The organism is Microbacterium oleivorans, assembly GCF_013389665.1.
Classification (GTDB): Bacteria; Actinomycetota; Actinomycetes; order Actinomycetales; family Microbacteriaceae; genus Microbacterium; species Microbacterium oleivorans_C.
Genome location: NZ_CP058316.1, coordinates 2822110 through 2847749, shown reverse-complemented (window position 1 = coordinate 2847749; position 25640 = coordinate 2822110). Strand labels below are relative to the sequence as shown.

Annotated in this window: 24 protein-coding genes; 9 read left to right on the top strand and 15 right to left on the bottom strand. The window is 70.3% G+C overall.

Annotated elements, in window-relative coordinates; genetic code table 11:
- Positions 1-33 precede the first annotated feature (33 nt).
- Positions 34-1710, bottom strand: coding sequence for a ribonuclease J (locus HW566_RS13500; protein ID WP_178013678.1), 1677 nt, complete (start codon positions 1708-1710; stop codon positions 34-36).
- Between the two features lie 48 nt (positions 1711-1758).
- Positions 1759-2736: a 4-hydroxy-tetrahydrodipicolinate synthase gene (gene dapA, locus HW566_RS13495; RefSeq protein WP_178013676.1), complete on the bottom strand. Its 978-nt coding sequence runs from the start codon at positions 2734-2736 to the stop codon at positions 1759-1761.
- Between the two features lie 66 nt (positions 2737-2802).
- On the opposite strand from dapA, the gene HW566_RS13490 reads away from it, so the two are divergent.
- Positions 2803-3342 (top strand): NUDIX domain-containing protein, encoded by a 540-nt coding sequence (locus tag HW566_RS13490; RefSeq protein ID WP_178013674.1) that lies wholly within the window; start codon positions 2803-2805, stop codon positions 3340-3342.
- 12 nt (positions 3343-3354) lie between these two features.
- Here HW566_RS13490 and thyX read toward each other — a convergent pair whose 3' ends face one another.
- Positions 3355-4107: an FAD-dependent thymidylate synthase gene (thyX, locus tag HW566_RS13485; protein WP_178013672.1), complete on the bottom strand. Its 753-nt coding sequence runs from the start codon at positions 4105-4107 to the stop codon at positions 3355-3357.
- Between the two features lie 128 nt (positions 4108-4235).
- On the opposite strand from thyX, the gene HW566_RS13480 reads away from it, so the two are divergent.
- The 3 genes from HW566_RS13480 (at position 4236) to HW566_RS13470 (ending at position 6063) form a co-directional block, all read left to right on the top strand.
- A complete protein-coding gene (locus tag HW566_RS13480) occupies positions 4236-4616 on the top strand; it encodes a TlpA family protein disulfide reductase (protein ID WP_306171778.1) in 381 nt (126 codons plus the stop codon).
- A 120-nt stretch (positions 4617-4736) separates the two neighbouring features.
- Positions 4737-5162 (top strand): OsmC family peroxiredoxin, encoded by a 426-nt coding sequence (locus HW566_RS13475; RefSeq protein WP_178013671.1) that lies wholly within the window; start codon positions 4737-4739, stop codon positions 5160-5162.
- Positions 5155-6063: a TIGR01777 family oxidoreductase gene (locus tag HW566_RS13470; protein ID WP_178013669.1), complete on the top strand. Its 909-nt coding sequence runs from the start codon at positions 5155-5157 to the stop codon at positions 6061-6063. Before HW566_RS13475 ends, HW566_RS13470 begins: the two co-directional genes overlap by 8 nt.
- Positions 6064-6076: 13 nt before the next feature.
- On the opposite strand, the gene HW566_RS13465 is transcribed toward HW566_RS13470, so the two are convergent.
- The 6 genes from HW566_RS13465 to HW566_RS13440 all read right to left on the bottom strand — a co-directional run bounded on the left by HW566_RS13465 (position 6077) and on the right by HW566_RS13440 (position 12411).
- Entirely contained in the window at positions 6077-6526 is a 450-nt protein-coding gene (locus HW566_RS13465) for a tetratricopeptide repeat protein (protein ID WP_178013667.1), read from the bottom strand.
- The gene (locus HW566_RS13460; protein ID WP_178013665.1) at positions 6523-7341 is read right to left on the bottom strand and encodes a 4-hydroxy-tetrahydrodipicolinate reductase; all 819 of its coding nucleotides are present in this window, start codon (positions 7339-7341) and stop codon (positions 6523-6525) included. Before HW566_RS13460 ends, HW566_RS13465 begins: the two co-directional genes overlap by 4 nt.
- Before the next feature lie 10 nt (positions 7342-7351).
- Positions 7352-8173, bottom strand: coding sequence for a TSUP family transporter (locus HW566_RS13455; protein WP_178013663.1), 822 nt, complete (start codon positions 8171-8173; stop codon positions 7352-7354).
- Between the two features lie 57 nt (positions 8174-8230).
- Positions 8231-8830, bottom strand: coding sequence for a histidine phosphatase family protein (locus HW566_RS13450; protein WP_178013661.1), 600 nt, complete (start codon positions 8828-8830; stop codon positions 8231-8233).
- A 100-nt stretch (positions 8831-8930) separates the two neighbouring features.
- A complete protein-coding gene (locus HW566_RS13445; protein WP_178013659.1) occupies positions 8931-9944 on the bottom strand; it encodes an aldo/keto reductase in 1014 nt (337 codons plus the stop codon).
- A gap of 196 nt (positions 9945-10140) precedes the next feature.
- On the bottom strand, positions 10141-12411 hold the full coding sequence (locus HW566_RS13440; RefSeq protein ID WP_178013657.1) for a polyribonucleotide nucleotidyltransferase: 2271 nt from the start codon (positions 12409-12411) through the stop codon (positions 10141-10143).
- 291 nt (positions 12412-12702) lie between these two features.
- On the opposite strand from HW566_RS13440, the gene HW566_RS13435 reads away from it, so the two are divergent.
- The 3 genes from HW566_RS13435 to HW566_RS13425 all read left to right on the top strand — a co-directional run bounded on the left by HW566_RS13435 (position 12703) and on the right by HW566_RS13425 (position 15404).
- Entirely contained in the window at positions 12703-12885 is a 183-nt protein-coding gene (locus HW566_RS13435) for a DUF5302 domain-containing protein (protein WP_178013655.1), read from the top strand.
- A 192-nt stretch (positions 12886-13077) separates the two neighbouring features.
- The gene (locus HW566_RS13430) at positions 13078-14538 is read left to right on the top strand and encodes an HNH endonuclease signature motif containing protein (protein WP_178013653.1); all 1461 of its coding nucleotides are present in this window, start codon (positions 13078-13080) and stop codon (positions 14536-14538) included.
- A 71-nt stretch (positions 14539-14609) separates the two neighbouring features.
- On the top strand, positions 14610-15404 hold the full coding sequence (locus tag HW566_RS13425; RefSeq protein WP_372955780.1) for a lysophospholipid acyltransferase family protein: 795 nt from the start codon (positions 14610-14612) through the stop codon (positions 15402-15404).
- A gap of 8 nt (positions 15405-15412) precedes the next feature.
- Here HW566_RS13425 and HW566_RS13420 read toward each other — a convergent pair whose 3' ends face one another.
- Positions 15413-15892, bottom strand: coding sequence for an OsmC family protein (locus tag HW566_RS13420; RefSeq protein ID WP_178013651.1), 480 nt, complete (start codon positions 15890-15892; stop codon positions 15413-15415).
- A gap of 52 nt (positions 15893-15944) precedes the next feature.
- Between HW566_RS13420 and HW566_RS13415 the strand changes: the two genes are divergently transcribed.
- The gene (locus HW566_RS13415) at positions 15945-16934 is read left to right on the top strand and encodes an asparaginase (RefSeq protein ID WP_178013649.1); all 990 of its coding nucleotides are present in this window, start codon (positions 15945-15947) and stop codon (positions 16932-16934) included.
- Positions 16935-16968: 34 nt separating this feature from the next.
- Positions 16969-18084 (top strand): alanine dehydrogenase, encoded by a 1116-nt coding sequence (ald, locus tag HW566_RS13410; protein WP_178013647.1) that lies wholly within the window; start codon positions 16969-16971, stop codon positions 18082-18084.
- 37 nt (positions 18085-18121) lie between these two features.
- Here ald and HW566_RS13405 read toward each other — a convergent pair whose 3' ends face one another.
- The 5 genes from HW566_RS13405 to HW566_RS13385 all read right to left on the bottom strand — a co-directional run bounded on the left by HW566_RS13405 (position 18122) and on the right by HW566_RS13385 (position 25638).
- The gene (locus HW566_RS13405) at positions 18122-19345 is read right to left on the bottom strand and encodes a saccharopine dehydrogenase family protein (protein WP_178013646.1); all 1224 of its coding nucleotides are present in this window, start codon (positions 19343-19345) and stop codon (positions 18122-18124) included.
- Positions 19346-19348: 3 nt separating this feature from the next.
- Positions 19349-20893 carry an APC family permease gene (locus tag HW566_RS13400; protein ID WP_178013644.1) on the bottom strand — a complete coding sequence of 515 codons (1545 nt, stop codon included), beginning with the start codon at positions 20891-20893 and terminating at the stop codon, positions 19349-19351.
- Between the two features lie 40 nt (positions 20894-20933).
- Complete coding sequence (locus HW566_RS13395) at positions 20934-23681, bottom strand: FtsK/SpoIIIE domain-containing protein (RefSeq protein WP_178013642.1); 2748 nt, start codon at positions 23679-23681, stop codon at positions 20934-20936.
- A 67-nt stretch (positions 23682-23748) separates the two neighbouring features.
- Complete coding sequence (locus HW566_RS13390) at positions 23749-24582, bottom strand: PP2C family protein-serine/threonine phosphatase (protein WP_178013640.1); 834 nt, start codon at positions 24580-24582, stop codon at positions 23749-23751.
- A 72-nt stretch (positions 24583-24654) separates the two neighbouring features.
- On the bottom strand, positions 24655-25638 hold the full coding sequence (locus HW566_RS13385; RefSeq protein ID WP_178013638.1) for an aldo/keto reductase: 984 nt from the start codon (positions 25636-25638) through the stop codon (positions 24655-24657).
- Positions 25639-25640: the final 2 nt, after the last annotated feature.

Below are 25640 nucleotides of genomic sequence, written 5' to 3'. Positions count from 1 at the left end.
GGGGGTGGCCCCATTACCGCGGAACGACGCGGGTCAGGCCTCGATGACGACGGGCACGATCATGGGCCGGCGGCGCAGAGACTGATTGACCCACCGCCCGATCGTGCGACGCACGACCTGCGAGAGGGCGTGATTGTCGCGCGTTCCCGACTGGACGGCCTCGGCCAGGGCGGCCGCGATCTTCGGCTTGACGCCCTCGAAGACCGCGTCATCCTCGGCCACGCCGCGCGCGTGGATGTCCGGCCCGCTGACGACCCGGCCGGTCTTGCCGTCCACGACGACGATGACCGAGATGAAGCCCTCCTCGCCCAGGATGCGACGATCCTTCAGATCGGCGTCGGTGATCTCGCCGACCGTCGACCCGTCGACGTAGACGAAGCCGATGTCGAGCTGGCCCACGACCTCCGCGACGCCGCCCTTGAGGTCGACGACCGTGCCGTTCTCGCCGAGGATCGTGCGCTCGGCCGGGATGCCGGTGTCCTGTGCGAGCTTGGCGTTCGCCATCAGGTGGCGATACTCGCCGTGCACCGGCAGGACGTTGCGGGGCTTGAGGATGTTGTAGCAGTAGAGCAGCTCCCCCGCCGCGGCATGGCCCGACACGTGCACCTTGGCGTTGCCCTTGTGCACGACGTTGGCACCGAGCTTGGTGAGGCCGTCGATGACGCGGTAGATCGCGTTCTCGTTGCCGGGGATCTGACTCGACGCCAGGATCACCGTGTCGCCTTCGCCGGGCTCGATCGCGTGCTCGAGGTTCGCCATGCGCGAGAGCACCGCCATCGGCTCGCCCTGCGACCCGGTCGACATGTAGACGATCTTGTCGTCGGGGAGATCCTTGGCCTTCTTGTAGTCGATGAGCACGCCGTCGGGCACGTTGAGGTACCCCAGGTTCTCGGCGATCGTCATGTTCCGCACCATGCTGCGGCCGAGGAACGCCACACGGCGCCCGTTCGCGGCAGCGGCGTCCACGACCTGCTGCACGCGGTGCACGTGGCTCGAGAAGCTGGCGACGATGACGCGGCGCGGCGACTTGCTGATCACCTGGTCGAGCACCGGGCCGATGGCCCGCTCGGTCGGCGTGAAGCCGGGCACGTCGGCGTTCGTCGAGTCGACGAGGAAGAGGTCGACGCCCTCCTCCCCCAGTCGCGAGAACGCGCGGAGGTCTGTGATGCGGCCGTCCAGCGGCAGCTGGTCCATCTTGAAGTCGCCCGTCGCGAGCACGAGGCCGGCGGGAGTGCGGACCGCGACGGCGAGCGCGTCGGGAATCGAGTGGTTGACGGCGATGAACTCCAGGTCGAACGGCCCGACCTGTTCGCGCTGGCCCTCGGTGACCGTGAGCGTGAAGGCGCGGATGCGGTGCTCTTTGAGCTTCGCCTCGATGAGGGCGAGCGTGAGGCCCGAGCCGATGAGGGGGATGTCGCGCTTGAGCTTGAGGAGATACGGCACGGCGCCGATGTGGTCCTCGTGTCCGTGCGTGAGGACGACGCCCACGATGTCGTCCAGCCGATGACGGATGGGCTCGAAGTCGGGGAGAATGAGGTCGACGCCGGGCTGGTGCTCCTCGGGGAAGAGGACACCGCAGTCGACGATGAGGAGCTTGCCCTCGTACTCGAAGACGGTCATGTTGCGGCCGACCTCGCCGAGACCGCCGAGCGGGTACACCCGCAGCGTTCCGGATTCGAGGGCGGGCGGGCTGAAGACGTTCGTGGGCATGGGCACACTTCCTCGGGACGCCGACACGGCGGCATCCGCATCGTTTGTCTAGCGGGTCGTCCCGTGGACCTTGGGCAGTGCGCCACCGGCGGCGGCGTTGCGGTCGGGACGGAAGTTGGAGAAGTCGGCGCCGGGGACGGCGGAGACGAGGGCGAGCTCGTCCTCGATGATCGCGGCCTCCCACTCCTCGGGACCGACGAGCGGCAGGCGTACGCGGGGGCTCGAGATGCGGCCGAGGCCGTGGAGGATGTACTTCGCGCTCACGGTGCCGGGCACGTGCGTCATGACCGCGCGCACGAGCGGCTCGAGACTCTTATGGGCCGCCGTCGCCGCCGCGAGGTCGCCGCGGTTCACGGCATCGACCATCGTGCGGTACGGCGTCGCGGTGATGTTCGCCGTCACGCCGATCAGGCCGCTCGCACCGATCGACAGGTGCGGCAGCACGTTGGCGTCGTCGCCGGAGAAGTACATCAGGTCTGTCTGGTTCAGCACACGGCTGACCTCGCTGAAGTCACCCTTCGCGTCCTTGATGGCCAGGATGTTGGGGTGCTTGGCCAGGCGCAGGATCGTCTCGTACTTGATCGGCACGCCGGTGCGGCCGGGGATGTCGTAGAGGATGACCGGCAGGTCGGTGGCGTCGGCGACCAGACGGAAGTGGGTGAGGATGCCTGCCTGCGTCGGCTTGTTGTAGTACGGCGTGACAATCATGATGCCGTCGGCCCCGGCCTTCTCGCTGGCCTTGTACAGCTCGATCGCGTGGGCCGTCTCGTTCGAGCCGCCGCCGGTGATGATCTTGGCGCGACCGGCCGAGACCGACTTGCCGACCTCGACGAGGCGCAGCTTCTCGGGGTCGGTGAGCGTGCTCGTTTCGCCGGTGGTGCCGGTGACGACGATGCCGTCCGCACCCGCGGTGATGACATCGTCGATGTGCTTCTCGACGGCGGGCCAATCGACTTCGCCGTCAGCGGTCATCGGGGTGACCAGCGCGACGAGGACCTGTCCGAAGGGATTGCCCGAGTGCGTCATGGTCTCAGGGTATCGGTTCCGCCTCGGCGGCGCGGTCCCCGCCCGGCGCCGCTCTAGGGTGGCGGAATGGCGTGGACGACCCGTGGCACCCGAACCGTGTACGAGAACAGGTGGATCGCCGTCCGCGAGGACCGGGTGACCGGGCCGGGCGGCGACGGTATCTACGGCGTCGTCGAGATGCAGCATCCGGCCGTCTTCATCGTCGCCCTCGACGACGACGAGCGGGTGTGCCTCGTCGAGGTCGACCGTTACACGACGGGACGCTCGATCGAGGTCCCCGCGGGGGGCAGCGACGGGGAGGATCCGCTCACGGCCGCTCGACGCGAGCTGCTCGAGGAGACCGGGCTCATCGCCGGAAGCTGGGAGGCGATCGGCTCGATGAACGCGCTCAACGGCATCGCGGTGGCCCCCGAGCACGTCTTCCTGGCGCGTGATCTCGAGGAGCACCGGGATGCCGCCGGCTCGCAGATCGAGGAGGGGATCGAGCGCCTCATGTGGCTCCCCTTCTCCGACGCCCTGGCCCTCGTCGCGTCGGGCGCGATCAGCGACGGCGAGACGGTGGCCGCGCTCGCCTACGCGGGTCTCCGGCTGGGGCGGTTCTCCTGAGAACCGGTCGGATCAGGGGGCGACGCGGCCGTTCGCGTTGAAGGCGGCGTGCGTCAGCGGCATGAGCTCGCGCCACGACGTCTCCATCTTCTCGGCGCACATCTCGATCTCGCGCTGCGGGAAGGACGGGAAGTGGGTGCCTTCGACCTTGGTGCGCAGCGACAGGAAGTTCATGAGCGCGCGCGCGTTCATCGTCACGTACATCGACGAGTAGATGTTGAGAGGCAGCACGATCCTCGCGACCTCGCGGGCCACCCCCGCGGCGAGCATGCGCTGATACGCCTCGTAGGCCTGCACGGATGCCGCCCGCGTGCTGTCGTCGACGATCGCGAACTGCTCGTCCGTCCCGGGCAGGAACTCGTACGCCCCGGTCTTGCCGACCTGGTTGAGGTTCCGTTCGCGGGCCGGGACGTAGAACACGGGTCGCAGCTCGCGGTAGCGGCCGGACTCCTCGTTGTACGACGCCATACGGTGCCGCATGAACTCGCGGAAGACGAAGATCGGCGCCTGCACGTAGAAGGTCATCGAGTTGTGCTCGAACGGCGAACCGTGGCGATCGCGCATCAGGTAGTTGATGAGGCCACGGTCGCGGCTGGAGGCCTCGGTCCCCGCCGCAGCCGCGTCGAGCGTCTGCTCCCCCTGCGTCGACACGCGAGCGGCGAAGAGGACATCCGCGTCGGCGGCACTGGCGCGGACGATCTCGACGGTCACATCGCTGCGGAACTCGATCTCGGGCGTGTTCGGGGTCTGCTCGGCGTCGCTCACCGCTTCAGATTACCCCCGGCATCCCGGTGCTCCCCGCCCGCCGGATGGGTCTAACGTGGGGTGTTGTGGAACTTCTGACGGTGGCCCTCGTGCTGGCTGGACTGTTAGCGGTAACAGGTGGCATCGGCGTGCTCCTCCGTTGGCGCGCCTCACGCCCCTACCCCGCGCCCCGCATCGACGTCGTCGATCCGCGGAGACTGGGAGCCGATCCCGACGCCCTGGGGACGACGGCGACCCTCCTGCAGTTCAGCACCGAGACGTGCCACCGCTGCCCGTCGGTGCATCGATCGCTCGCCGCGATCGCGGCGGACGCCGACGACGTCGTGCACCTGGACGTCGACGTCACCGATCGTCCCGATATCGCCCGGCGGTTCCGGATCGCGCAGACCCCGACGACCCTCGTACTCGACAGCCGTGGCGTCGTCCGCACCCGCTTCGGCGGCGCCCCCCGCCGCGCTGTGGTCCAGCTGGAGGTCCTTCGCCTCCGCTCCGAGACCGCGCGCGTCTGACCGTCGCCGCTCCGCGGCCGGAACCCCGGCGCAGCGCCTGTCAAGACGTTCCCGCCACCGGCCGCCCGCTCTAGGCTCGTCCGCAAGCGCACCGTGCGCCGATCCGCGAGGAGGACAGTCATGAGCGTCACAAGCGAAGCCACGACCAGCTGGAAGGGCAGCCTGGCCGAGGGATCGGGGCAGATCGCCCTCGAGAGCTCCAATCAGGGCCCGTTCGAGGTCAACTGGAAGGCGCGCAGCGAGGGATCCGGCTCCGTCACGACCCCGGAAGAACTCATCGCCGCCGCGCACTCGTCGTGCTTCTCGATGGCGCTCTCACACGCGCTCGCGCAGAACGGCACTCCGCCCGAGTCGGTCGAGACCACCGCGTCGGTGACCTTCATCCCCGGCACCGGCATCACCGGCTCGCACCTGAACGTCAACGCCGTCGTCCCGGGACTGTCGGCGGAGGACTTCGATCGCCTCGCCCAGGAGGCCAAGAGCGGGTGCCCCGTCTCGGCCGCCCTCGCCGGCATCGAGATCACCCTCGAGGCCACGCTTGGCTGATCAGCCGGGCCGTGTCGTCATCGCGGGCTCGTCCGGGCTCATCGGGCGCGCACTCGTCGACGCATACCGCGCGGACGGCGTCGCAGTCACCCGTCTCGTCCGACACGAGCCGCAGGCGCCCGACGAGGTGCAGTGGTGGCCCGGAGAGCGTCCGCTCGACCCGGATGCGATCGCAGGAGCCCGCGCCGTCATCGGCTTGAACGGTGCGAGCATCGGTCGCTTCCCGTGGACCCGCTCGTACAAGCACGAGCTCGTGTGGTCGCGTCTCCTGCCGACGGAGACGCTCGCGCGGGCCGTCCGTGCGCTCGGTTCGGATGCACCGGTCTTCCTCTCGTCCTCTGCGGTCGGCTACTACCCCTCGCGCCACGGGGTGCGCATGGACGAGACGGCGCCGCGCGGCGACACGTTCCTCGCGGACCTCTGCGGCGAGTGGGAGACGGCCGCGCTCACCGCGCGCGAGAACGCCCGGGTCGTGCTGTTGCGCACGGCACCGATCGTGCATCCCGAGGGCGTACTGGCACCGCTTCTGCTGCTCACGCGAGCGGGCATCTCGGGGCCGATCGGACGTGGCACTCAGGTGTGGCCCTGGATATCGCTCGTGGACGAGGTCGCCGCCATCCGGCACCTGGTCGAGGCCGACGTCACCGGCCCGGTGAACCTCACCGGGCCCACGCGAGCCACGGCCAACGATCTCGGGTTCAGCCTGGCCCTGCGCATGAACCGCCCGTATCTGGTCCGCGCGCCGGAATGGGGGCTGCGCCTGATTCTCGGCCGCGACGCGACCGAAGCGCTGCTGACCAACGACACCGACGTGGTGCCGAACGTGCTCGAACGCTCGGGGTTCGCCTTCACCCACCGCCGGGTGGAGGACGCCATCGCGGCGGTCGTGCCGGCCCGGTGAGGCCCGGATCCCGTCAGGCGCCGCGCGCGGCTCGCTCGAGCGCGATCGCCGTGCGCACCGCCTGACGCGCCCGGCGCCGATCGCCGGCGCCGTCGTAGGCGAGACCGAGCCGGAACCACGCTCGCCAGTCCTTCGGCGCCGCCTCGACCGCTTCGCGGTACCGGGGGAACAGCGCGTCGGCCTCGGCCCGATCCGGTCGTCCGCTCGGCCGGACGTCGATCTCCTCGTCGGGCAGGTCGGACTCGGACTCGAGGCGGCGGCCCAGGCGAGCGGCGTTCGCTCCGAAGCTGAGTTCGCGCCACAGCGCCCAGGCACCGACCAGCGGCAGAACCAGGAGCGCGGCCCCCATCGCGATTCCCACCGGCTCGCCCGACATGAGCAGCAGGACCGCGCGCTGTGCGACGAACGCGATGTACAGCGCCAGAAGCGCCGACATCACGATCGCGAGGATGCGCGCGCTCATGCCCCCGTGACGCGCGCCACCTGACCGGGCACGTCCCCTTCGTCGGCGGGGGCGGCCGTGGACGGCGCCGCGGCGGGGCGGATGCCGATGTCGATGAAGCTGTCGAGGCCGACGGTGATGCCGCGGGCGACGCGCGCGGCATCCAGGGCGATGCGGATGCCCGGCTCGTAGGCTCGCGTCGGATCGATGGTGTCGTGCACGATCGAGAGCGACTCCCCCGGTCCCGAGAGGACCGTCTCCTGGCGGGCGATGACGCCCGGGCGTCGCAGCGAATGGATCGGCACGCTCGCGACCTTCTGCCCGCGGGCACGCTGATCCGCGTGGGGCGACTCGACCGGACCGACGGCGGTGCGCGCCGCGGCGATCAGCTCGGCGGTGCGGACGGCGGTGCCGCTGGGCGAGTCGACCTTCGTCTCGCGGTGCGCCTCGATGATCTCGATCGAGGGGAAGAACGACGCCGAGGCGGCGGCGAGCGCGGTGCCGATGACCGAGCCCAGCGAGAAGTTGGGGATGAAGACCACACCGGTACCCGCAGCATCCACGAGCGGGCGGATCTGCGCGATGCGCTCCTGCGACCATCCGGATGTTCCGACGAGCACGTTGATGCCGCGCTCGATGGCCGCGCGCACGACGTCGGTCGACACCGCCGGGGTCGATGCGTCGACGACGAGGTCGGCGCCGTCGATCTCGTCGAGGCCGCTGCGACGGGTGAGGACCGCCGCGAGCTCGAAGCCGTCGGATCGTTCGATCACCTCACGGATGATGCCGCCGAGCTTTCCGGTGCCGCCCACGAGGGCCACGCGCGTGGTGGTCATGATTCCCAGCCTACGCTGGCGCGAACTGCACGACCGTGTCCCAGGCGAGCTTGACGACGAGGATCGACAGCACGACGAGGAAGACGACGCGCACGAAGCCGCTGCCGTTCTTCGTCGCCATGCGCGCCCCGATGAAACCGCCGGCCATGTTCGCCAGTGCCATGACGACGCCGAGCAGCAGGAGGACCTCGCCGTGCGCCCCGTAGACCAGGAGCGCTGCGAGGTTCGTGGTGAGGTTGGCGATCTTCGCGTTGACGCTCGCCTGGAGGAAGCCGTAGCCGAGGACCGCGACGAGGAGGATGACGAAGAACGATCCTGTTCCGGGACCGAGGATGCCGTCGTAGAAGCCCACCGCGACCCCGATCGTCGCCGAGCGCCAGGCAATCGCGCCGCGGCGCTCATGACGCGGCGCGTGGTGCAGTCCCATCTTCGGCTTGAGCAGCGTGTAGACCGCCACGGCGATGACCGCGACCAGGACGATCGGCGTCAGCAGCTCTCGCGGGACGTACCGCGACAGCGCGGCGCCGACGGCCGAACCCGCGAAGGCGCCGATGACCAGCGGCACGAGCAGCACGAGCTGCACCCGGATGCGGCGCAGGTAGACCCAGCTCGCCGAGAGCGTGCCCGCGAATGACGACAGCTTGTTCGTGCCGAGGATGAAGGGAGTGGCGACGTCCTTCGGCACCCCGATCACCAGCGCCGGGAGCTGGATGAGCCCACCGCCGCCGACGACCGCGTCGACCCAGCCCGCGAGTCCGGCGGCGACGACCACGAAGACGAGCGCGGAGATCGAGACCGGAAGCCAATCGGCGAGAAGCGGACCATCGAGCACCGATCGATTCTCCGGCTCGCCGCACGCGCCGTCCAATCGGCCGGCGTCGGACGCGTCTCAGACGAGCAGGATGTCGGGCAGACCGGTGCGGAGCTCGACGGGCAGATGCGCCAGATCGTTGTGGGAGACGAGGGTCCACGGGCGACCGGGGCGCTGCGCGAGCACCGTCAGTCCGCAGTGCGCCTGGTTGATCGTGAGCCAGCGCCAGTCAGGCGCCTGCAGGACCTCGCGCACGAACCACGCGATGACGAAGTTGTGCGTGATGAGCAGCTCGTGGGTGTCTGGCTTGCGACCGAGGAACTCGCCCACGGCGTCGGCCATCTGCGCGGCACCCGCTTCGGTCTCGGCCTCGGTGTACGACCCGAAGAACGGCTCGTACGCAGGCGGGGTGTCGGGGGTCATCCCCGTCGGGACGCAGTCGAACAGCAGCGACGACGCCTGCGGCGCCAGCGCCGGCAGGCGCTTCGCGACGGCGCGTGCGGTCTCCTGGGCACGCTCGAGGGGTGAGTGCCAGACGGCGTCGAGCGGCACCCCGGAGATGCGGTCCGCCAGCAGCTCGGCCTGACGACGGCCGCGCGGTGAGAGGGGGCCGTCTTCGAGGCCGTGCTCCGCGTCCTGATGCTCCCCATGGCGCACCAGATAGAGATACTGCGTCACAGAAGCTCGATTCGAAACGATGAACAGGGCGGGATCCAGCCTACGTCACGGCCCCGACACCGGGCTGGGGCACGGGTGGAACCACCGCGGCGCCGGCGCGTCACTCGACGGCGCGGGCGATGTCGGCCAGATGCGTCCGGCCGAGCTTCGCTCCCACTCCCTGGACGAACTGGTCGACGTGGCCCGGGAGACCCGCGTTGACGATCGGTGCCGTCACGATGCGCTGCGCGAGCAGCCAGGACACCGAGATCGCCGCGGTCGGAACCGCCAATTCGTCGGAGATGCGGTCGAGAGCCTTCAGGACCCGGGCGCCACGCCGGTTCATCCACGCCGCCAGCTGCGACCCGCGCACGGTGGAGGCGAGCCCGGAGCGGTCGCGGTGGGCGCCCGTGAGATACCCGTGTTCGAGGGCCTGCGAGGGGGTGACGGCGAGCCCCTGCGCTCCCGCGATGAGCCGCAGGTCGCCGTCGAAGTCGGAGCGGTGGAGCATGTTGTACGGCACATCGAGCACCGCGAAGCGCGGGTAGCCCGCCGACGAGAGGATGCGGGCCTCGACGAGCTGCATCGCGGTGTAGCCACTGGCTCCGAGCGCACGCACCTTGCCGCTCTCCACGAGCCACTCGGCGGTGGCGAGGGTGTCCTCGAGGGCGGTCGAGCCGTCGGTGGCGGCATCCAGGTAGAGCACGTCGATCCGGTCGGTGGCGAGCCGGCGCAGCGACGCCTCGACCGAGCGCACGAGGTTCACCGAGCCGAGGCCCGGGTTGTCGGGATGTCCGCCCACGCGCACGGTGACGATGACGTCGTCGCGGATCCCGCGGCTGGCGAGCCACCGGCCGATGATGTGCTCGCTCCGTCCCGAGGCGTAGCCGTCAGCGGTGTGCAGCGCGTTGCCGCCGCGCTGCAGGTAGGCGTCGAGCACGGCGTGACTTGCGGCGAGATCGATGGTCCAGCCGAACTCGGCACCGCCCAGGATCACGGGGAAGATGCGCATGCCCGTGTCGCCGAGGGCGACGCGCACCTGCGAGCCGATCGGCTGCCCGTGGACGGGGATCGGGCTCGAGGGATGCGCGGGCACGCCAGGACGGGAGACCTGGGTCACTCGTTCCCCCGCCATCACACACCTCCGCGCCGGCGCCGAGGTCTCGTGATGCGCTGCACCTCGGCGCGCACTTCGAGAGTAGGTCACGACGCGCAGCCGTCAGCCGATTTCCGAGAACGGGCCGTGAATATCGCATAACTGTTTCATCACGACCGGTGAGACGACGGATGCCCGCCCCGAGAGGGGACGGGCATCCGGTGACGCGGTGGACTCAGCCCTCGGTCGGAGCGTCGTCGGCAGCCGCCGGCGCACCCTGATCGGCGCTCTCCTCGACCACCGGCTCGAGCGACAGCTTGCCGCGGTCGTCGATCTTGGTGATGCGAACGAGGATCTTCTGACCGACGCCGAGCACGTCCTCGACGTTCTCGACGCGCTTGCCGCCGGCGAGCTTGCGGACCTCGCTGACATGCAGCAGACCGTCCTTGCCCGGGAGGAGCGAGACGAACGCACCGAAGGTCGCGATCTTCACGACCGTGCCCAGGAACTGCTCGCCCACCTCGGGGTTGGTCGGGTTGGCGATCGCGTTGACCTGGGCGCGAGCGGCCTCGGCCGACGGTCCGTCGACGGCGCCGATGTACACGGTGCCGTCATCCTCGATCGAGATCTGCGCGCCGGTCTCGTCCTGGATCGCGTTGATCGTCTTGCCCTTGGGCCCGATCAGCTCGCCGATCTTGTCGACCGGGATCTGCACGCTGATCACGCGCGGAGCGGTCGGAGCCATCTCGTCCGGGCTGTCGATCGCCGAGTTCAGCACGCTGAGGATCGTCAGACGCGCTTCCTTCGCCTGCGTCAGCGCGGCGGTCAGCACCGACGACGGGATGCCGTCGAGCTTCGTGTCGAGCTGGATCGCGGTGACGAACTCGCTCGTTCCGGCGACCTTGAAGTCCATGTCGCCCAGAGCGTCTTCGGCGCCGAGGATGTCGGTCAGAGCCGCATAGCGGGTCTCGCCGTCGACCTGGTCGGTCACGAGGCCCATCGCGATACCCGCGACCGGAGCGCGCAGCGGCACACCGGCGTTGAGGAGCGACAGCGTCGAGGCGCAGACCGAGCCCATCGAGGTGGATCCGTTGGACCCGAGGGCCTCGGACACCTGGCGGATCGCGTACGGGAACTCCTCGCGGCTGGGCAGCACCGGCACGAGGGCGCGCTCGGCGAGGAAGCCGTGCCCGATCTCGCGACGCTTCGGGCTGCCGACGCGACCGGTCTCACCGGTCGAGTACGGCGGGAAGTTGTAGTGGTGCAGGTAGCGCTTGCTCGTCGTGGGCGAGAGCGAGTCGATCTGCTGCTCCATCTTGAGCATGTTCAGCGTGGTGACACCCAGGATCTGGGTCTCACCGCGCTGGAAGATCGCCGATCCGTGCACACGGGGCAGGACCTGGACCTCGGCGTCGAGCGGACGGATGTCGGCGAGGCCACGACCGTCGATGCGCACGCCCTCGCTGAGAATGCGGCCGCGGACGATCTTCTTCGTGACCGACTTGTATGCCGCGGAGAACTCGGCGAGAGCCGTCGCGGGAAGCTGCTCCGCCTCGACGGCAGCGGCGACCTCGCCCTTGACACGGTCCTTGATCGCGTCGTCGGCGCTCTGTCGCTCCTGCTTGTCGGCGATCTGGTACACCTTCGACAGCTCGTCGTAGGTGCGCTCGGCCACGAAGTCGTAGACGGCCGGCTGGTACGGCGGGAAAACGGGGTAGACGCCCGGCTCCTTCGACGCCGACGCGGCGATGGATGCCTGCGCCTCGACGAGCTGCTTGATGAACGGCTTCGAAGCCTCGAGGCCCTGGGCCACGATCTCTTCGCTCGGCTTGACGGCGCCGCCCTTGATGAGGTTCCAGCTGCCCTCGGTGGCCTCGGCCTCGACCATCATGATCGCGACCTCGCCATCGGGGAGGACACGACCGGCGACGGTGAGGTCGAACACGGCCTCCTCGACGGTCTTCTGGTTCGGGAACACGACCCACTGGTCTTCGTGCTCGCCGTGGCCCGGGACGAGTGCGAGACGCACACCGGCGATCGGGCCGGAGAACGGCAGGCCCGAGATCTGGGTGGACGCCGAGGCGGCGTTGATCGCGAGGGCGTCGTAGTACTCGCCGGGTGCGATCGACAGCACGGTGATGACGATCTGGACCTCGTTGCGCAGGCCGTCGACGAACGACGGGCGCAGCGGACGGTCGATGAGACGGCAGACGAGGATCGCCTCGGTCGAGGGGCGGCCCTCGCGGCGGAAGAACGAGCCGGGGATCTTGCCGGCGGCGTAGGAACGCTCTTCGACGTCGACGGTCAGCGGGAAGAAGTCGAAGCCTTCGCGCGGGTGCTTGCCGGCGCTGGTGGCCGAGAGGAGCATCGTCTCCTCGTCGAGGTATGCGGCGACGGCGCCCTGCGCCTGCTGCGCCAGGCGCCCGGTCTCGAACCGGACGGTGCGGGTGCCGAAGCGGCCGTTGTCGAGGACTGCTTCAGCTGCGGTGATTTCTGGACCTTCCAAGAGGTCTCTCCTTCTTTGTTTAGACTCGCACGCGCGTTTCGCGCACGAGATCGTGCGAAGGAGCGGGGCAGATATGGGCGCGCGGTCAGAGCCGCGAGAACCGCCTGCGCTGGTCACCAGTCGAAGATCACCATCTCCGCGATCGAGGTGTCGATCGGGATGGGAACCCACCACAGGGGACCAGCTTCCTGCCGGATCCGCTCCATGAGCTCAGTGTTGAATTGAGCGGGTGCCGGACGGCAACCTGCCCCAGCCTACCAGTGGCACCCTCGCCCTGCGTATCGTGGCCGTATGAGCGAAGCAGACAAGCCCACGGGCGCGGCATCGGACGATGTGAAGCGCAAGTTCCGCGAGGCGCTCGAGAAGAAGAACGCCCAGCACCGCACGGGCGAGGCCCACCTGGACGGCGACTCATCCGTCCACGCCTCGCACGGCGCGATGACCAAGCGCGAGTTCCGCCGCAAGAGCGGCTGACGCGCCGAGCGCACGGGCCCGCACGCTCCGGCGCGCGGGCCCGTGCCATGTTCGGGTGGATGGCGGCGCAGGTCGGTGCGGTTCGGCGATGGGGCGATGCGGCGTGGCGCGGTTCGGCCGTGGGACCACGAGCCGGAACTCCCCTCCGTCGGAGGACGGTCGGATGTCGGAGGTCCGTGACATGATTCGAACATGCATTCGAACGTCGGGTACGGCAGTGACGCGGACGTCGCCGCGCTGGCCGCGCTGGTGACGGATGCCGAGGCCGCGAAGGATGCTGTGCGGTTCGGGCAGATCCGTGAGGTGCGGGTGCTCGCCGCGGCCGGGCAGCTGGCCGAGCGGCAGGCTGCCGGTGCGTCGGAGCGGGCGAAGGCCCACGAGATGGCGCTCCGGTCGATCGCCGCGGAATTGGCGGGGGTGTTCGTCGCGACGGATCGGACGTTGCAGCGGCGGATCGATGAGGCACGGGATTTGGTGGAGAGCTACCCCGCGACGATGTCGGCGTGGGAGGACGGCCGCCTCGTTCGGGGGCATGTGCTGGTGATTCAGGATGCCGGGGCGATCGTGCCCGGTGAGGTGCGGGCGGAGTTCGAACGGCAGGCCATTGACCTGTGCCAGGGTGAGACCCCGAACCGGGTGCGGGAACGTCTGCGGATGCTCGCCGAACGACTTCACCCCCGCCCGTTCACCGAACGGCACCGGGAAGCAGCAGCCGGACGGTGCGTTCGGGTGCAGCCCGGAGTCGACGGGATGTCGGACCTCGTCGCGACCGTCCCGACCGTGATCGCGGAGGGGATCGTGGATCGCCTCACCCAGCAGGCCCGGGAGATCATCCACGCGCGAGGCGCAGCGGATGCCCGAGGGGCCGATGCCGGGGATGCGCCGGACGGCGCGCTCGTGACGGGATCCGTCGATGCCGCGCACGTCGGGTCATCCTTCGTCGATGACACCCGCACGATCGATCATGTCCGCGCGGACGTGTTCTCCGACCTCCTCCTCGCCGGAACACCATCACTGGACCCCACCGACACAGGAGACGGGAACGGTGCCCTCGGCGCGATCCGCGCGAAGGTGCAGGTGGTGGTCTCAGCGCTGACCCTGGCGGGACAGGACGAGCACCCCGCCGACCTCGTCGGCCGCTCCCCCATCGACGCCACCACCGCACGGGTCCTCGCCGGCGAGAACACCGGGTGGGACCGGCTGCTCACCCACCCCGTCACCGGCACCGTCCTCGAATGCGACACCTACACCCCCACCGCCGCGATGAAACGGCTCCTCCGGGCACGAGACCGACACTGCCGATTCCCCGGATGCCGACAACCCGCCATCCGCTGCGAAAACGACCACACCATCGCCGCATCCCACGGCGGACCCACCCACATCCACAACCTCGCCAACCTCTGCAAACGACACCACCACACCAAACACCACACCCGATGGCGAGTCAGACAACTCCCCGGCGGAACCCTCACCTGGACCTCCCCCACCGGACGGGTCTACCAAGACAACGCACCACCACCCCTCGTCACCTTCACCCCACCCGGCTTCACCCCACCCGACGGGGTCACCCGACCGGGCCTCACTCCACCGGGGCGGCTACCACCGGAGCCCCCGGCGGGTGCCGGAGCTACACCGAGTCGGCCACCGTTCTGACCGGATCAGCCCGTGCGGACCGTCGCGCCGACATGTCCGCCCGGGTATGCAAAGCGCAGTAGCCTCGTCTGGTGAACTCCGACGCAACCGAGCCGACGAGCGACGAACCCGCCGAGATCGAGCCGGATGTCGCCGAAGCGGTGCCGGGCATCGGCCTGACCTATGTCATCGGCCGCTGGGTCCTGGCTCCGCTCGCGCGCATGATGTACCGGCCGCGTATCGAGGGACGCGAGCACTTCCCGCGCAAGGGCGCGGTCATCCTGGCCAGCAACCACCTGTCGTTCATCGACTCCTTCGTCATCCCCATGGCCTCGCCGCGGCCGGTGCGCTTCCTCGCGAAGTCGAGCTACTTCGACGGCACCGGTTTTCGCGGTTGGCTCTCCCGCGAGTTCTTCTTCGCCGCCGGCGCCTTCCCGGTTCGCCGCGGCGCCGGCCAGGCAGCGCTCGACGCACTCGACCAGCAGAAGAAGATGCTCGACGCCGGATGGTCCACCGCGCTGTACCCCGAGGGCACGCGCTCCCTCGATGGACGCCTCTACAAGGGCCGCACCGGTGTGGCGTTCCTCGCGCTGCAGACTGGCGCCCCGGTCGTGCCCGTCGGCCTCATCGGCACCAGCGAGATCATGCCCGTCGGCGCCAAGTTCCCCCGCCTGCGTCCCCGCATCACCGTTCGCTTCGGCGAGCCGCTGGACCTGAGCCACCACGGCTCCGCCGACTCGGGCCGCGCGAGACGCAACGCCACCGACGAGATCATGGCGGCCATCCACGCGCTCTCAGGTCAGGAGCTTGCCGGCGCCTACAACGAGGCTCCCGCTCAGAACACGGTCGAACGCATCAGGCAGGCCCTGCCGCACGAACGACGCTGATCGCCGGCTCAGACCGAACCGGCCACCGCGATGGTCGCCTCGTGCCGCACGGGAAAGTTCACCGAATTCGCGATGAAACACCATTCGTTCGCCTGCGCATGCGCGGCTCGCGCAGCATCCACCATCGATGCGTCGGCGACCACGACGCGCGGCCGCAGCACCACCTCGGCGAAGGCGCCACCCCCGCGTCCGTCCTCGCGCATGACCCCGACGGCGTCGTCGGTGTACTCGACGACGACGACCCCCGCGCTCACGCACGCGTGAAGATACGACAGCAGGTGGCACTCGGCGAGCGCAGAGACGAGCAGATCCTCGGGGTTCCAGCGCGACGGATCGCCGCGGAACGGCTTGTCGGCGGATGCGGCGAGCTCGGGTTTTCCGGCGATACTCAAGGTAACGGCGCGGTCGTAGTCGCGGTAGCCGGTCGTGCCGGTCCCTCGGTTTCCGGTCCACTCCGCACGCACGGCGTATCGATGCTCACCCAACATGCGCTCAGTCTGACACGCGGTGTCCGGCACCCGCCGGCGGTAGGCTGACGGGGTGCCGCAGACCCTCACCGTTTCCGCCGCCGTCGAACTCGCGGTCGTGGAGCGCAGCGGCTTCATCGAGTCGCGGCACGCCGGATCCGCGGTCGTCCTAGGCGCCGACGGCACACCGATCCGCTCGCTCGGAGATGTCGACGCGCCGATCCTCCCCCGATCGACGCTGAAGCCGTTGCAGGCGCTCGCGAGCCTCACCGCGGGCGCTCCCCTCGAGGGCGAGCGTCTCGGACTGTCCACCGCGAGCCACTCGGGCACAGACCGGCACGTCGCCGTCGTCCGCGACATCCTCAACGACGCCGGGCTCGGCGAAGACGACCTGCGCTGCCCGGCGGCCTGGCCGGGCGACACCGCTACACGAGACGAGATGGTCCGCGAGCTCGGAACGCCCTCGCGCATCCGCATGAACTGCTCCGGCAAGCACGCCGCGATGCTCGCCGCGTGCGTCGCGAGCGGCTGGGACACCGACACCTACCTCGCGCCCGACCACCCGCTGCAGGTCCACACGCGCGAGGTCATCGAACGGCTCACCGGCACCAAGGCCGCCACGATGGCGATCGACGGATGCGGTGCGCCCGTCTACGCCATGAGCCTCGTGGCGCTCGGCCGGGCGATCCAGCGCATCGGCACCGCCAGCGAACGTTCGCCGTTCGCGCTCCACCGCATGGCGGGCGCGCTCGTGCGGGCGGTGCGGGAGAACCCCTGGACGATCGACGGCCCCGGCCGGCCCGACACCGTCGCGATCGAACGCCTGGGCGTGTTCGCCAAGACCGGAGCCGAGGGCGTGCTCGTCATGGTCGCGCCCGACGGCACCACAGCCGCGCTGAAGGTGCTCGACGGCGGCGGCCGCGCCGCGACGGCCATCGCCCTCACGCTGCTGGTGCGGGCCGGCGCTCTCGAGGCCGCTCAGGTGGCGCCCGTGATCTCGAAGCTCCCGCTGACGGTGTTCGGCGGCGGACAGGACGTCGGCATCATCCGACCGACGGTATAGCCGCTCCTCACGAGGGAGCGCAGAAAGGACTGCCATGCGCATCAGCGTTCCCAGCGAGGTCAAGAACAACGAGTACCGGGTCGCGTTGACCCCGGCCGGGGTGCACGACCTCGTCGTGGCCGGCCACGAGGTCATCGTGCAGCGCGGCGCCGGCGAGGGGTCATCGCTGCCCGACGCGGAGTACGACGAAGCCGGCGCCGTCCTCGTCGAGGATGCCGACGAGGTCTGGGCCCGGGCCGAGCTCGTCCTGAAGGTCAAAGAGCCGATCGCGCAGGAGTACCACCGCTTCCGCGACGACCTCGTGCTCTTCACGTACCTCCACCTCGCCGCCGACCGGCCGCTCACGGACAGGCTGCTCGAGAGCGGGATGACGGCCATCGCCTACGAGACGGTGCAGCTGCCCGGAGGCGGTCTGCCGCTCCTGGCCCCCATGAGCGAGGTGGCGGGACGCCTCGCTCCGATGGTCGGCGCCTCCACGCTGCTGCGCTCCGCGGGCGGGCTCGGGCTGCTGATGTCAGGAGTCCCGGGCACGCGACCGGCGGCGGTGACCGTCATCGGCGGCGGGGTGGCGGGCGCCAACGCGGCTTACATCGCCGCGGGACTCGGCGCCGACGTGACGATCTTCGACACGAACATCCAGCGCCTCCGGTTCCTCGACGACCACTTCCAGGGCCGGGTGAAGACGGCTGCCTCCAACCCTCTGGACCTCGAACGGGCCGTCGTGTCGTCCGACCTGGTCGTCGGCTCGGTGCTCATCCCCGGCGCCCGGGCACCCAAGCTCGTCCGAAACGAGACGGTCGCGCGGATGCGGCCCGGATCCGTCCTGGTCGACATCGCCGTCGACCAGGGGGGATGCTTCGAGGACACCCGCGCCACCACGCACGCCGACCCGACCTTCCGCGTCCACGGCAGCGTCTTCTACTGCGTCGCGAACATGCCCGGGGCGGTGCCGAACACCTCGACGGCGGCGCTGACCAACGCCACCATCCCCTACGTCCGGCAGATCGCACGCCAGGGATGGCGCGACGCGATGCGCGCCGACCACGCGCTGGCGCTCGGGCTGAACACCACGGCGGGGCTCCTCGTGAGCGACGGTGTCGCCGCGGCGCATGGGCTCGCCGCGGCTCCGCTCGTCGACGCCGTCGGCTGATCTCGCGCCCGCCGCCGCGCCCCGCCGGGGCGCGGCGTCACCCCACGGCGAGTTCGCGGATGCCCCACGGCGAGTCGTAGCCGTCCGGCGCGGCGAGGAGGTCGAGGAAGGGAGTCGCGGGGAACGCCTCCGGCCCCCGCACCCCGGTGCCGCTCCACTGCCCCGTCGACAGCAGTTCGAGGGCGATCACGGGGCCGAGCGCCGTCTGCAGCACGACGGCCTGCGAGCCGTACTCGCGCATCGTCTGCTCGTTGTCGGCGACGTGGTACAGGTAGCTCGACCGCGGCCGCCCGTCGATACCGGTGCCGGTCACGACCACACCCGCGCACGTCTTGCCCGTCATCCGGTCGCCGAGCGTCGCCGGGTCGGGCAGACACGCGGCTACGACGTCGCGGGGAGACACCGAGACGCCCTTCACCGTGACCGGATCGGTGCGGTCGAGTCCGAGCTTGTGAAGCACCTTCAGCACCTCGATGAACTCGTCACCCAGGCCGTACTTGAAGTCCACGCGTCGCGCCGAGGTCCAGCGGGGCATCAGCAGGACCTCCTCGTGCTCGACGTTCACGCACTCCACCGGCCCGATCCCCTCCGGGAAGTCGAACACCTCGGGTTCCGAGAACGGCGGTGTGGTGTACCAGCCGCGATCCCTCTCGTAGACGACCGGAGGATTCAGGCACTCCTCGATCGTCGTCCAGATGGAGAAGGACGGGGCGAAGTCGTAACCCTCGACGACGAGGTTCGCACCGTCGCGCACGCCGAGGCTCTCGATCTCGCTGAACAGCTCGTCCTCGGCGTACCGGGCGAAGACATCGGATATCCCCGGTTCCACCCCCATTCCGACGAGGGCGAGCAGGCCGGCCTCCTCCCACTCGGCGGCGACGGCGAACTGCTCGTCGCCGAGCTTCACGCCCGGCTTCTCGTGGGGCAGTTCCGGATGCGGCCGCGACAGACTCATCGCCATGTCGATGTAGGTGACCCCGGCCTGGAAGCATCCTTCGAAGATGGGCATGACGAAACGCGGGTCGACCGCATTGAGCACGTGCGTGACGCGATGCTCGGCGATCAAGGCAGCCACGGACTCGGACGACGACGCGTCGACCTGCGCGGCGGAGAGCCGGCCATCACCCACCTCCGCGACGAGGCGGCGCGGCCGTTCCGGGTCGTAGTCGGCGATGACCAGCGCCTCGAAGAACGATCGACGCACCGCCAGACGCACGGCGGCCGAGCCGACCCCCCCGGCACCGATGATGAGAATGCGCATGCGTCAGGCCCTTCCGCCGTCGACCGAGCGTGGGTGGGTGATGGACTCGTCGGGGACGAGCACCTCCGTGTCGCGGTTGAGGCTCTCGCCTCGAAAGAACGGCTTCGAGCGCGGGAACAGGTACCAGACGAGCATCAGGACGACACCCAGCGCGAGCGCGCCGACGCCGAGCACGAACGTGCCACCGACGCCGAGCAGCACGGTGTAGCCGTAGTCGACGTCGATCATGTCGATCGCCGACTGGGCGAAGGCGTACGTGAGCATGAGGGCACCGAGCAACGGCAGCACGCCTTTGACGACGAGGTCTCGGGCGGAGCGGCGCAGCTCGCGGCGGAAGTACCAGACGCAGGCGTAGCCGGTGAGGGCGTAGTAGAACGCGATGGCCAGACCGAGCGAGAGGATGGAGTCCTGCAGGATGTTGTCGCTGATGAGCGTCATGCCGATGTAGTAGACGATCGCGACGGCGCCGCCGACGAGCGTCGAGACCGACGGCGTCTTGTACACCGGATGCACCGTGCGGAACGCCCGCGGCAGGGCCCGGTACGCGGCCATCGCGAGCGTGCCCCGTGCGGTCGGCAGAATGGTCGTCTGCGTCGAGGAGATCGCCGAGATCATCACGGCGACCACGAGAGCCCACGAGAACGGACCGAGCAGCCCGTCCTTGAGGGCGAGGAAGATGTCGTCGGCGATGTCCTCGTTGCCGAGGCCCGTGGCCCCGTCTCCGAGGCCGGCGTACATCATGGCCGAGATCGTCACCCCGACGTAGGTGACGAGGAGGATGACCGTGGTGAGCACCGCGGCGCGTCCCGGGATGCGCGTGGGGTCCTTCGTCTCCTCGTTCAGGGCGAGGCAGGTGTCCCAGCCCCAGTAGATGAACAACGCCAGGAGGATGGCCTGGACGAAGCCGCTCCACTCGGTGAAGGCGAAGGGGTTCAGCCACTCCCACGAGAACGCGGTCGCATCGGGCGCGCTCCCGGCGAAGTAGTGCCACAGCGCCGAGACGACGAAGACCGCCAGCAGCAGGTACTGCACCGCCAGGAGCACGTTCTGCACCCGCTCGCCGATCTCGACGCCCCGCCAGCTGATGTAGGTCATGAGCGCGATGAAGACGACACCGGTCGCCGTCACCAGCGGGACGTTCTCGCTCAGCGATCCGTCGCCGAAGAGAGACCAGAAATAGATCCCCGCCACCTGGGCGAGGTTGGCGAGGACGACCATGCCGGCGACGGCGACACCCCAGCCCCCCATCCAGCCGGCCCACGGGCCGAACGCCTTCGTGGTCCACGTGAACGTCGTGCCGCAGTCGGGGACGGCGTTGTTGAGCTCGCGGTAGGCGAAGGCGATGAAGAGCATCGGGACGAAGGCCACGATGAACGCGATCGGGGCCTGTGCGCCGACGGCGAGCACCACGAAACCGAGGGTCGCGACGAGCGAGTAGACCGGCGCCGTGGAGGCGAGGCCGATGACGGTCGAGCCCCAGAGCCCCAACGTCCCCGCCGCGAGCCCTTTGCCGTCCGCCCGCTTCAGGTCGATGGGAGTGGTGGTCACAAGGTGCACGCTAGGCCCGCGTGTCCTCGGCGCGCAAGCATCACGATGACGGCTTCGGGGCGCCGGGCAGCACGACCCGCCGGACGCGCTCGCTGCTCGTGTCGAACAGCCAGGCGCGCGATCGTCCCGGCGTCGCGTACGGCGGGAGCTCCCGCTCGCCCGTGACCAGCCGCACCTCGCCGACGCACGAGGCATCGACCACGAGCTGACAGCGCTGCTCCGCCGTCGACGCGGCGGACCGCCACCGCGCGACCCAGGTCTCCGGCGGGGCCCATGCCACCTGTCCGGGCGCGAGACGCACGCCCGGGCCGAACGGTACGACCGCGATGCCTCGGGCGCGCCACGCCGCGAGGGTCGCCGTCGTCCGATCGTTGGCCGGTGCGACGAACCCCGTGGCGTGGCGGGGCCAGACCGTCACCGGGTGGTCGGCGGCGACCTCGAGCGCCCCGTCGTCCCGGCCCGTCTCGACGAACTGGACCAGCGTCCCCCGCCATCGCCCTCGCCCGGGCACGGGCCGCGCGTCGAAGTGCGCGGCCTCTCCCCCGAGCGCCACGTGATCCGCTCGCGACGCCGTCGCGAGCACCACACGATCGGGGATGTGGTCGATGATGCGCCCGACCGCCGCCGTGACGCGCTGGACGGAGCAGACGAGCTGGATGCCGCGCCCGAGGGCCTCGCGCGCCGTGCGCTCGAGGGCTTCCGCCGCTGCCGTGGCGTATTCGGGCGGGAACCGGCCGAGCACGAGGTCGAGATCGTCCGCCACGACGACCGCGCCGCGGGGTGCGCGGCCGAGCGCCGAGATCACGTCCCAGGCCGCCTCGGGATCGGCGGGGATCGGCCACACCCGCTCCGGCGGGAGCTGGGCGGCGACGGCGCGCAGGATCGTGGAGCGTCCGGCGCCCGCGCGTCCGACCACCACGAGTCCGGGCGCGTCCTCGTCGACGGTGACGATGCTCTGCCGTTGCTCCTCGGGCTCGTCGGCCAGGCCGAGCACGATGCGACCGACCGTCCGCAGATCGTCCAGCGGCACGCGCGCCGGCAGAGGCGGGAGCCAGGGGCGGCGCACCGGCGCATGACCGGCGTCGCGCGCCCGCCGCGCGATGACCGGGATCGCCTCGGACGGACACCGAGCCACCCGCAGCATCCGGGGTTCGGTGTCGGCCGCGCCCCGGAGCAGCGCGGTGCCCCGATCGGCCGCGCCGCCGGGCAGCGCGGCGGCATCGATGCATCCGATCACCGCTCGGGACTCGGTGTCGTCGGTCACGCGCAGCGCGATCCGCAGCGGCGCGTTCGCGAGAATCGCCTCGCGGAACCCGGCCGCCCGTTGCGTGGCGAGGATCAGGTGCATGCCCAGCGCCCGCCCGCGGGCGGCGATGTCGGCGAACGTCTCGTGCAACCTCGGGTGGGCGGCCGTCAGCGCGGCGTACTCGTCGACGACGATGATGAGTCGGGGCAGCACACCGTCGAGATCGGCGACGTCTCGCGCGCCGTGACGCGCGAGTGTGCGTTCGCGATGACGGACCTCGGCGGCGAGGCTCTCGATCGCTCGGAGCGCCGCGGCCTCGTCGAGGTCGGTGACGACGCCGGCCACATGCGGGAGCGTCGTGAGCGTGTCGAACGAGCGTCCGCCCTTGAAGTCCACGAGGAGGAAGACGACCCGATCGGGGCTCAGCCGCTGGGCCAGCGCCGCGATCCAGGTCACCAGCAGCTCGCTCTTGCCCGACCCCGTGACGCCGACCACGACGGCGTGCGGCCCGTCGTCGACGAGGTCGACGTCGACGAGGCCGGCGGCGTCGGAGCCCAGAGCCACACGGAGTCCCCCGTCGGGTGCGGCGGCGAGGTCCGCGAAGACAGCGGGCGCGGCAGCCTCACCGTCGACCGCCCTCGCGCGGGCGGCGAGGACGTCGGCGACGATCTCGGCCCGGTCGAGTCCCAGGGCATCGGGGCGCACCGCGACCGAGCCGCCGCCGTAGTCGAGGGCGGCGGCGTCGGGACCGTGGAGTCGCAGCACGGCCTCGCAGCGGGGCGGGGGTGCCCCCGACGCCGTCCACACGATCGGCAGCTCGGCGTCGCTGGGGACCGACGCCCCGGCGGCCCCGGCCCACACCCGCAGCCCCGTTCTCGCGCGGGCGTGCGGCAGGCGTCGCAGCCAGGGCTCGCCCGACGGGTCCACCCGGACGTCGCCGGGCGCTCGTGCGAGACAGAGCTGCGCCACGAGCGCCCGGGCGACCGATCGCGCAGCCGCCTCGGGACCGACGATCGCGATACCCGCCGTGGGCGGGACCGTCACCGGCGCATCGTCGAGCGCGGCCGCCTCGAGACGCAGTGCGCGCGTCGCCTCGTCATCCCCATCGACCCGCACATCGGAGCGGACCGGACCGATGCCGACGACCACCGCATCGCGTCGCCCGGGCACCGAGCGCCAGATGTCGTCCGGATCGGCCAGATAGCGCGAGACATCCGGGGTCGAGCGCCACCTTTCCTCGCGTTCCCGGGCATGGCGCCGAGCCGTCTCGGCACGGGCGGCCTCGAGCACGGCGGCGCGCTCCTCGCTCGCGCGGCGACGCTCTCGCCGTCGGGTGCGAGCGGTGTCGAGCATCGTCGCGAGGGCGACGAGCGGGCCGAGCGCTGCGAACCAGAGCATCGTCGCCGAACCGGTGACCTGCCAGAGCACCACCGCGCCGAGCGCCGGGACCAGGGCCGCCCACAGCGGGAACCCGGGACGAGGCGGTTCGTTGGGAGCCGGCGGGACGCGGATGGGATCGTCGAGAGTGGTCGGTGGTCGCACAGCCGACAGTCAAACGCGTCGGCGTCGCCCCGTCCCGCGACGACAGGCGGCCGGGGACCGATCAGTGTCAGTGCGTCGCTGGGGAGGAGTCTCGAGGTTCCGTGGCCTCGGCGAGGTCGCCGGCCGCGCGAGCGCCGACGAGGTGGGCGTCGAGCACGATGACCGTGACGTTGTCGCGGCCGCCGTTCTCGAGCGCCGCCTGCATCATCGCGGCGACAGCCGCAGCCGGGTCGTCGTTCTCGAGCAGGAAGTGGAGGATGCCGTAGTCGGTCAGCTCTTTGGTCAGCCCGTCGCTGCAGATGACGAATCGATCGCCGTCGACGAGGTCGAGACGCACGTAGTCGGGGGTGACACCGTCGCTCGGGCCCACCGCGCGGGTGATGACGTTGCCGTACGGATGCTGTTCGGCCTCTTCCGGGCTCAACCGGCCAGCCGCCACGAGCTCCTGCACGACGGAATGGTCGGTCGTCACCTGCGCGATCGCCTCGTCGCGGAGGAGGTAGACGCGCGAGTCTCCGATGTTCAGCGTGGTCCACTGCGGTTCGCCCTCGACGATGTCGAGGTAGACACCGGTCACCGTCGTGCCGGTGCCGTCGTCGGTCGTCTCGGGATGATCGGCGATATCGCCGACGGCCTGCTCGAGAGCCTCTTCGATGTCTTCGGGCGTGACCACGCCGCGGTCGGCGACCGCGCGGAGGCGGTCGACGGCGCTGGCACTGGCGATCTCGCCACCGATGTGGCCGCCCATGCCGTCGGCCACGATGAACAACGGATACTGCGCCAGCACGGCATCCTGGTTGCTGTCGCGGCGGCGACCGGTATCGGTCGCGGCTGCCCAGCGGAGTTGGATCGCACCGGACGGGACGTCCACGATCCGGGATTGGGTCGTGGGATCGGGCACGCTGTCACTCTTCCTTCATCGACGGTACGGCGTGTCACACTCTAGTAGACAGCCCCCGTGCACGTGGTTGCGCTAGCCCGCGGCCGGATCGGCTGGTAGCGGGAACAGGGTGTCGAGCGTCTCGAGCTCGGTCTCCGATGGTCGCCACGACGTGGCCGCGGCGGCGTTGGCTCGGACCTGGTCGGCCGAGGTGGCCCCCGCGATGACGCTGCTCAAGGCCGGCTGGGCGAGGAGCCATCCGAAGGTCGCCTCGACCATGGTGACCGAGCGCTCCTCGCAGAACGCGCGGAAGGCGTCCAGCGCGTCCCATGGAGCCCGCTCCCAGAGGTGCCGGCGCTCGCGGGCCACCCGCGAGTCGGCCGGAACGTGCTCCCGGGTGAACTTGCCCGTCAGCAGACCGTTGTGCAGCGGGAAGTACGGCAGGAAACCGCGGTCGTAGCGGCGGACGGCGGGCAGCACCTCACGCTCCGCCGCACGGGCCAGGAGGCTGTACTGGTTCTGCGCCGAGACGAACGGGGCATCGCCGCGCGCGCGAGCGGTCAGCTCCGCCTCGGCGATCTGCCAGCCCGAGAAGTTCGAATGCCCGATGTAGCGGATCTTGCCCTCACGCACGAGGTCTGCCAGGGCGTCCAGCGTCTCGTCGATCGGCGTCCCGGGGTCGGGGGTGTGCATCTGGTAGAGGTCGATCCAGTCCGTCTGCAACCGTTCGAGGGACGACTCCACCGCACGCCGGATGTAGGAGCGCGATCCCTTGGCACCGGGGAGTCCGATATCGACCGCGCTGTGGCCGAACTTCGTCGCCAGCACGACACGGTCGCGACGTCCTCGCAGCGCCTCGCCCATCAGCGTCTCGGACAGCCCCGGCTCGGCGCCGTAGATGTCGGCCGTGTCGAGGAAGGTCACGCCCGCATCCAGCGCTGCGTCGAGTACCGCGACAGTGCCGTCGAGATCGTGCGTCGGGGTTCCGGCGCGGCCGAAGTTGTTGCACCCCAGCCCGACGGCCGAGACCAGAAGGCCGGAGGATCCGAGTCTGCGTGTCGGCACTGCGTCGTCCATCC

Bases quoted from the DNA above. Each gene is read 5' to 3' on its own strand.
- HW566_RS13500 (WP_178013678.1), bottom strand. From the start codon at position 1,710: ATGCCCACGAACGTCTTCAGCCCGCCCGCCCTCGAATCCGGAACGCTG.
- dapA (WP_178013676.1), bottom strand. From the start codon at position 2,736: ATGACGCACTCGGGCAATCCCTTCGGACAGGTCCTCGTCGCGCTGGTC.
- HW566_RS13490 (WP_178013674.1), top strand. From the start codon at position 2,803: ATGGCGTGGACGACCCGTGGCACCCGAACCGTGTACGAGAACAGGTGG.
- HW566_RS13475 (WP_178013671.1), top strand. From the start codon at position 4,737: ATGAGCGTCACAAGCGAAGCCACGACCAGCTGGAAGGGCAGCCTGGCC.
- HW566_RS13465 (WP_178013667.1), bottom strand. From the start codon at position 6,526: ATGAGCGCGCGCATCCTCGCGATCGTGATGTCGGCGCTTCTGGCGCTG.
- HW566_RS13460 (WP_178013665.1), bottom strand. From the start codon at position 7,341: ATGACCACCACGCGCGTGGCCCTCGTGGGCGGCACCGGAAAGCTCGGC.
- HW566_RS13445 (WP_178013659.1), bottom strand. From the start codon at position 9,944: ATGGCGGGGGAACGAGTGACCCAGGTCTCCCGTCCTGGCGTGCCCGCG.
- HW566_RS13435 (WP_178013655.1), top strand. From the start codon at position 12,703: ATGAGCGAAGCAGACAAGCCCACGGGCGCGGCATCGGACGATGTGAAG.
- HW566_RS13430 (WP_178013653.1), top strand. From the start codon at position 13,078: ATGCATTCGAACGTCGGGTACGGCAGTGACGCGGACGTCGCCGCGCTG.
- HW566_RS13420 (WP_178013651.1), bottom strand. From the start codon at position 15,892: ATGTTGGGTGAGCATCGATACGCCGTGCGTGCGGAGTGGACCGGAAAC.
- ald (WP_178013647.1), top strand. From the start codon at position 16,969: ATGCGCATCAGCGTTCCCAGCGAGGTCAAGAACAACGAGTACCGGGTC.
- HW566_RS13405 (WP_178013646.1), bottom strand. From the start codon at position 19,345: ATGCGCATTCTCATCATCGGTGCCGGGGGGGTCGGCTCGGCCGCCGTG.
- HW566_RS13385 (WP_178013638.1), bottom strand. From the start codon at position 25,638: ATGGACGACGCAGTGCCGACACGCAGACTCGGATCCTCCGGCCTTCTG.